At 64.7% G+C, this 5,161-nt stretch carries 5 protein-coding genes; 2 read left to right on the top strand and 3 right to left on the bottom strand.

Annotated features, from left to right (window positions below; translation table 11 throughout):
- Window positions 1-276, bottom strand: a 276-nt coding sequence (locus Q0S71_RS17290; RefSeq protein ID WP_295998436.1) for a DUF302 domain-containing protein, incomplete at its 3' end; no start/stop codon positions are given.
- A 112-nt stretch (window positions 277-388) separates the two neighbouring features.
- Window positions 389-2,044: an amidohydrolase family protein gene (locus Q0S71_RS17285; protein WP_295998433.1), complete on the bottom strand. Its 1,656-nt coding sequence runs from the start codon at window positions 2,042-2,044 to the stop codon at window positions 389-391.
- 501 nt (window positions 2,045-2,545) lie between these two features.
- Here Q0S71_RS17285 and Q0S71_RS17280 point away from each other — a divergent pair.
- Window positions 2,546-2,875: a type II toxin-antitoxin system PrlF family antitoxin gene (locus tag Q0S71_RS17280; protein WP_295998431.1), complete on the top strand. Its 330-nt coding sequence runs from the start codon at window positions 2,546-2,548 to the stop codon at window positions 2,873-2,875.
- On the top strand, window positions 2,872-3,351 hold the full coding sequence (locus Q0S71_RS17275; RefSeq protein ID WP_295998427.1) for a type II toxin-antitoxin system YhaV family toxin: 480 nt from the start codon (window positions 2,872-2,874) through the stop codon (window positions 3,349-3,351). Before Q0S71_RS17280 ends, Q0S71_RS17275 begins: the two co-directional genes overlap by 4 nt.
- Window positions 3,352-3,507: 156 nt before the next feature.
- On the opposite strand, the gene Q0S71_RS17270 is transcribed toward Q0S71_RS17275, so the two are convergent.
- Window positions 3,508-5,028, bottom strand: coding sequence for an efflux transporter outer membrane subunit (locus Q0S71_RS17270; RefSeq protein ID WP_295998425.1), 1,521 nt, complete (start codon window positions 5,026-5,028; stop codon window positions 3,508-3,510).
- Between the last annotated feature and the right edge of the window lie 133 nt (window positions 5,029-5,161).

Raw genomic sequence — 5,161 nt, 5'->3', positions numbered from 1 at the left:
CACCAGCACCCGCATCGGCAGGTCCAGCGCGATCGACGGCGCGGCCAGCATCAGCGCCGTGCCGCCCCGGGGATTGCCGAAGATGAGCACCGTCGCCGGCGGCATGTCCAGCGCCGCCCGCCGCGCCGCCGCCTGGTGGTCGATGTGGGCGAAGATGGTCATGCCGGCCTGTTCCAGCGCCGTCGTCAGGCGCTCGAGCGTCGCCTCGTATCCGTGGGCGCTGGGCAGTTCGACGGTGGCGGCCGCGCCGGTGTCGTCTTTGGATAGGGATGTCATCGTACGCTCCGCCTGTATGCCAGCGCTCAAGGATAACAAAGTCGGCGCCGGCCGGCCGTTTATTTGGCGCTGCGCTCCCGGCGAAAACCCTCCCGGCCCCGCACCGACATCGCTAGTTGGTCCAGCTCCACTGGCTGGCATTGGCCTTGCAGGCGCCGCCTGCGGACGTCGCCGCGCGCCCGCGCACAAAGCGTCCCGTGGCGGCCCCCGTGGCCTCGCCATCGCGCAGGGCCAGGCGGCCGTTGACGACGACGTGGCTGACGCCGGTGGCAAACTGGTGCGGCTTGGCGAAGGTCGCGTGGTCTTCGATCGTGGCCGGGTCGAACACGACGACATCGGCAAAGGCACCGGACTTGAGTCGGCCGTGCTCCGGCAGCGACAGCGTGTCGGCCGGCAGCGTCGTAAGCTTGCGCACCGCCTCCTCCACGCTCAGCGCATGGTCCTTGCGCACATACTGCGCGAACAAGCGGGCAAAGTTACCGTAGGCGCGAGGGTGCACGCCGGCCTGCAGGAACAGGCCTTCCGGCGCGTAGCCCGCCTCGTCCGAGCCGAAACTCACCCATGGCAGGGCCACCTGGCGCCGCACGTTGGCCTCGTTCATCAGGATGTAGGCGATTTCGACCCGGCTGCCGTCTTCGATCACCAGGTCGATGGCGGCGTCTTCCGGGCTCACGCCGCGCTCCCTCGCCACTTGCGCCACGCTCTTGCCCACCAGGCTCTTGAGCTTGGCATTCTTGAAACCGAGCAGTATCGTATTTTCGGGGCCGGCCGCGCCGTACAGGTTTTCCCAGTCGGCCGGGTGCGGGTTGCGCATCTCGGCGATGACGCGGGCGCGCACGGCGGGGTCGCGCAGGTGCGCGATCCACGCTTCCAGGCCGCCGTCCTGCACCCAGGTGGGCATGGCCGCGTCCAGCCCGGTGGCCCCCGCCGTGTAGGTGTACATGTCGGCCGTGATGCGCACGCCGCTGGCGCGGGCCGCTTCGACCATGCCGATCACCTTGTCAAGCTTGCCCCAATTGTCCCCGCCCGACATCTTCAAGTGGTAGATCTCGGCCGGCGCGCCGCTGGCTTTGGCGATGGCGATGGTCTCCTCGACGGCGGCCTCGATCCGGTCCCCTTCGCTGCGCACATGGGCCGAGTAGATGCCGCCGCATTTGGCCGACTCCTCGGCCAGCGCGATCAGTTCGGGCGTTTTGGCATAGGCGTTGGGCGAATAAATCAGGGCGGTGGTCAGGCCGAGGGCACCCTCCTCCATGCTCTGGCGCACCAGCGCACGCATGGTGGCCAGTTGCTCGGCGTTCGGCTGCACGTCGTACTCGCCCAGCACGTGGTCGCGCACCGCGCCGGCGCCAACGAAAGTGGCCAGGTTCGGCGCCACGCCCTTGCGCTCCATCATCGTCATGTATTCACCGAGCGTGGTCCAGGTCACCGGATACTTGATGTCGCCCTGGCGTTCGGCCAACTGGCGCTTCATCGTCGGGTTCAGGGGGCCCATGGAATCCTCGCCCAGTACCTCCAGCGTGACGCCCTGCTTCAGGTCGCTCAGTGCGCGCCCGTCGATGGGCAGTGAGTAATCGGTGTGGGACAGCATGTTGATGAAGCCGGGGGCGATGGCCTGCCCCTTGGCATCGATCTCGGTCTTGCCCTTGCTGTGGCGTAGCGGACCCACGTAGGCGATGCGGTCGCCGTCGATGGCGACCTCGCCGGCGTAGGGCTGGGCGCCGGAACCGTCATAGATGATGCCGTTGTGGATCACCAGGTCATGCACCGCGGACGCCGCAGCGGCGGGCATGCCGCTGGCAACGGCAAGGGAGGCCAGAACGGCGAGCGAAAGGACGGAGCGGCGCAGGCAGTGATTCAAGACGGTTCCCATTCACGGTGTTTGACGGCATGATGCCGAAGAAAATGGGACCAAGAATACGCTATACGCATCAATTTAAGTAACATTTCGGGGGGGCGAAAAAGGCGGGGCCGGCGGCGATGCGCCGCACCGGCACCGCTTAAGAGCGTGAACAATCGCGGCACAGGCATAAATCGGCCGACAAAAAAACGGCGGCCGCTTGCGCGGACCGCCGTTTTCATGGCATCAAGCCGGCTCGATTGCCGGCCTGGTTGCCGGCTTAATTACTATGTCGCGCTCAAGGATAACAAATTCGATGCCGGAGAGCCGTTTAATTCGTGCCGCCCCAGGCGATGCGCGTACCGCGTTGACATGGTAATGCGATTGAATTACCATGAATTTCACTTTTCCATTAGAGCGGAGCACGCCATGGCGGACACAATTGACGTTGAATCGACTCTTACCGACCGCTACCAGACGACCGTGCCTGAAACGGTGCGGCGCGCACTTGGCTTACGCAAGCGCGACAAGCTCCAATACAGTATCCGTCCGGGCGGTGAAGTGGTGTTGAGACGCGCCGAAGCCAGTCAGGCGGACGATCCATTGCTCGGTCAATTTTTGGATTTCCTGGCGCGGGACATGGCCAACCATCCCGAGCGGCTGCGGGCGGTCGATGCGGATCTCGTTGCACGCATCCGGTCGCTGACGGACGGGATCGAAGTTGACCTGGATGCGCCTTTGCCCGCCGACGAGATATGAGTCACGGCAAACCCGATCCATCACCCGCTCCATTCATATCTCATGGCTGGACTATTTTTGCCCACCCCTTGTTTTTAGACCAGATTGAAACGCTGACACGGGAAGTGACGGCATTGAGAAAAAAAGATCCCGCCGCTTATGTCAGGAAAAATGCCACCAAAAGGCTGGCCGCCATCGCCAAGCTGGCGTTTGACGTTATCCCCCAAGATCCAGCCAAGCCCGAATACCGTCAGGGCACAACATTGGGGGAGGATCACAAGCACTGGTTTCGCGCGAAATTTTTTCAGCAGTACCGATTATTTTTTCGCTACCACGCATCGAGCAAAGTGATCGTGCTGGCGTGGGTGAACGACGAAGGTAGTAAACGCGCTTATGAAAGCAGCGACGATGCGTATAAAGTTTTCCGCAAGATGCTGGACGAGGGCCATCCACCGGATGACTGGGATCGGCTATTGGCAGAGGCTAAATCGCCGTGAAACGAATGCAATCGAGCGTAGCGCCGCTCAAGGATGTTGGGTGGTAAGCGCTTGCCCGCCTGACCATATATCGCTTAATCCGTCGACGAAAAAAACGGCGGCCGCTTGCGCGTACCGCCGTTTTTTTCGTCACATCAAGCTGGCTAGCTGCCTGGTTTAATTGCTCGCTTGCTGAGGCAAGGAAGGCTGAACCGACGCCGTCGCCGGCGCTGCGTCCCAGCCGCCGCCCAGGGAGCGGATCAAGGCCACCGTCGTCACCGCGCGGTTGCCGCGCAACTGCACGGCGCTGCGTTCGACGGCCGCCAGGTTGCGCTCCGAGTCGAGCAGGTCGAGGTAGCTCGAACGGCCCGCTTCGTACAGCTTCTTGGCCAGGTCGGTCGAGCGGCGCGCCGACACCACGGCGTCGTCGATCTGCTCGGTCTGGCCGGCCAGGATGCGCAGGCCGGCCAGGTTGTCTTCGACTTCGGCGAAGGCCACCAGCACGCTCTGGCGATAGCTGGCCACCGATTCATCGAGCGCCGCTTCGCTGCGGGCGATGTTGTTCTTGTTGCGGCCGCCGTCGATGATGGGCATCGACATCAGGGCGCCCAGTAACCACGAACGGCTGCTCCACTCGAACACATTGGCCACCGTGCTCGACGACGAACCGCCGCCCTGCGCGTTCAAGATCAGCGACGGGAACATGGCCGCGCGGGCCACGCCGATGCGGGCGTTGGTCGCTTCCATGGTGCGCTGCGCGGCGGCGATGTCGGGACGGCGCTCGAGCAGCGACGACGGCATGCCGGCCGGGATCTTCGGCATCAGCGACGAGTCGAGCAGCGGGCTGACGCCGGCCGTGAAGCTGGCCGCCGGTTTGCCCAGCAAGACCGCCAGCGCGTGCTCGGTGGTCACGCGTTGACGTTGCAGGCCGATCGCTTCGGCGCGCGCCGTCGACAGCTCGGTCTTGGCGCGCGACAGGTCGAATTCGCCGATGTCGCCCAGGTCGTAGCGGCGCTGGTTGACCTTGACGTCTTCGACCCGCAGATCGGTGGTGCGGTTGAGCGTATCGAGTTCGGCGTCGGTTTCACGCAGACGGAAATAGGTCTGCGCCACGTCGGCCTGCAAGGACAGCAGCACCGAGCGGTACGTCGCTTCGCTCTGCGCCGCGTCGCCGCGGGCGGCGGCAACGTTGGACGATACGCGGCCGAACAGGTCGACTTCGTAGCTGGCCGTCAGGTTGGCCTGGTACAGCTTCGAGGCCGGCACATTGCTACCCTGCGGCAGGCCGAGCGACAGCGGCGACGCCTTTTCGCGCGCCGCGCCGACGTTGACGCCCACTTGCGGGATGCGGTCCGCTTCGGCGATGCCGGCGATCGAACGCGCCTGCTTGACGCGGGCGGCGGCGACGGCCAGGTTGGCGTTGGCCTTGGTCGCTTCTTCGACCAGGGCGTTGAGCGCCGGGTCGTTGAAGGCCAGCCACCACTGGCCGCGCTGCTGCTGTTCGGCGGCCTGCGCCTGCTGCCAACGGGTGCCGTCGGCGGCGGTGCGCACCACCGGCGCCACGAAGGTCTGCGACTCCTTGAAGGCGCCCGGCGTGTCGATTTGCGGCTGCTTCAATTCCGGCGCGGAGCAAGCGGCCAGCAGCAGCGCTGCCAGCAGCGGCGCCACGCCTTTTGCGATCATGTGCAATTTGTTCATATTAGTGGTTCCCTTCCAGGGTCGGTGCGGCGGTGATGGCCACGGCCGATTTTTTCTTTTCAAAGCGTTGCGCCAGGGTGCGCAGCAAGACGTAGAACACCGGCGTCAGGAACAGGCCGAAGAAGGTCACGCC

Source organism: Rugamonas sp. (assembly GCF_025354735.1).
Taxonomy (GTDB): domain Bacteria; phylum Pseudomonadota; class Gammaproteobacteria; order Burkholderiales; family Burkholderiaceae_D; genus Rugamonas.
This window is presented reverse-complemented; position numbering and strand designations above follow the sequence as displayed.

What these genes read in the sequence shown, in the direction of transcription:
- Q0S71_RS17280 (WP_295998431.1), top strand. Translation starts at nt 2,546, where the DNA reads ATGGCGGACACAATTGACGTTGAATCGACTCTTACCGACCGCTACCAG.
- Q0S71_RS17275 (WP_295998427.1), top strand. Translation starts at nt 2,872, where the DNA reads ATGAGTCACGGCAAACCCGATCCATCACCCGCTCCATTCATATCTCAT.
- Q0S71_RS17270 (WP_295998425.1), bottom strand. Translation starts at nt 5,028, where the DNA reads ATGAACAAATTGCACATGATCGCAAAAGGCGTGGCGCCGCTGCTGGCA.